The 1,222-nt window shown below is 35.8% G+C and carries 1 protein-coding gene and 2 pseudogenes; all 3 read left to right on the plus strand.

The genetic code is table 11. The features are described from left to right. Nucleotides 1-116 precede the first annotated feature (116 nt). Nucleotides 117-380, plus strand: a pseudogene (locus tag Xvie_RS25995) (RepB family plasmid replication initiator protein); the annotation flags it as partial. Between the two features lie 9 nt (nucleotides 381-389). Next, entirely contained in the window at nucleotides 390-809 is a 420-nt protein-coding gene (locus Xvie_RS25050) for a replication initiation protein (protein WP_086110884.1), read from the plus strand. Nucleotides 810-1,092: 283 nt separating this feature from the next. Continuing rightward, nucleotides 1,093-1,222, plus strand: a pseudogene (locus tag Xvie_RS21265) (IS630 family transposase); the annotation flags it as partial.

Raw genomic sequence — 1,222 nt, forward strand, 5'->3', positions numbered from 1 at the left:
TCTTGTTCCCAGATTTTGGCAGGGGATGGCATGTGACACCGCCTTTTATTTAAGGAAGAAGAGCCCCATCATGGCACAATAGGGATTACGGCTGTAGTACTAGTGAAAAAAATGATAGTGATGTATTGGTTAAATTTTCAGGATCAGTTAGCCAATATCTATATGAATTAAAAAATGAATTTACTGCATTCAATATAGAAAATATTGTTAAATTAGATTCACCATTTTCATTTCGTCTGTACTCATGGTTGTGTAAATATCGTAATTTAAATAAACATAAAAATGCAAATGGATTAATATCTACAGATCCATTTGAAATAGTATGGATGAAAGAAAGAGTAGGATTGATTGACTCTTATAATGATTATCGTGATTTTTAAAAAAGGGTTTTGGAGCCTGCTGTAATATCTATCAATGCAAATACTGATTTGACTGTCACTTATGAACAAGTGAAAACAGGTCGCTGGATAACTGCTATTACTTTTCACTTTATATGTGATAAAGGTGGAGCCATTTCTGTTAAGCCAGCTAGACCACGATTACCAAGACGACCTCGAGTAATTAAAGGTAGTGATGCAGAAGGAATTTGGGCTAGGAGATGTATAGAAGCTCTAAATGACTATCGTAAAAAACTAAAAAAATACTATAAAAACATGGAGTTACCTGTTGCAGATTTAACCAAGCTGCTGAGTTATTATGAAATAATAGGAGATAAATTTTCTATAGAAAAAATAGACAATTTAATTACATCAAGAAAAAAAGCAGGAAAAAACAATAAAATTGTATGGCTAAATGCACTCAATGTATAGGGGCTATTTATTTCCATATGAAAGGTTAAAACCACCGTCTTTAGACGGTTACTTTGACTTTAATTTTTTGACATATGCGCGTTTACGAGGTGCGTGGTTCGACGACTTTTAGTCGTCGGCACCGAAGTGCGCTAACCCACCTACTTCAGTAGGTGGTAGTTAAGTTATTTTATGAGGCTAGTTTTTATTGCCGTCTTCTGCGAAAAAATTATCTCAAAGAATATATACCCGTCGTAATTGAAGATGCTTGATTTTTCATTCATATCAGCGCAGGATCGCGCCCATGAAAATTAATCTGACAGATGCCCAAAAAGAAGCCCTCGAATTGATGCATGATACGACTCGTGATGGAAGAGTACGTGACCGCATCAAGGCCGTGCTTTTGGCATCAGAAGGCTGGACTGCCCAGATGA

Origin of the sequence: Xenorhabdus vietnamensis, assembly GCF_002127535.1 — a bacterium.
GTDB lineage: Bacteria > Pseudomonadota > Gammaproteobacteria > Enterobacterales > Enterobacteriaceae > Xenorhabdus > Xenorhabdus vietnamensis.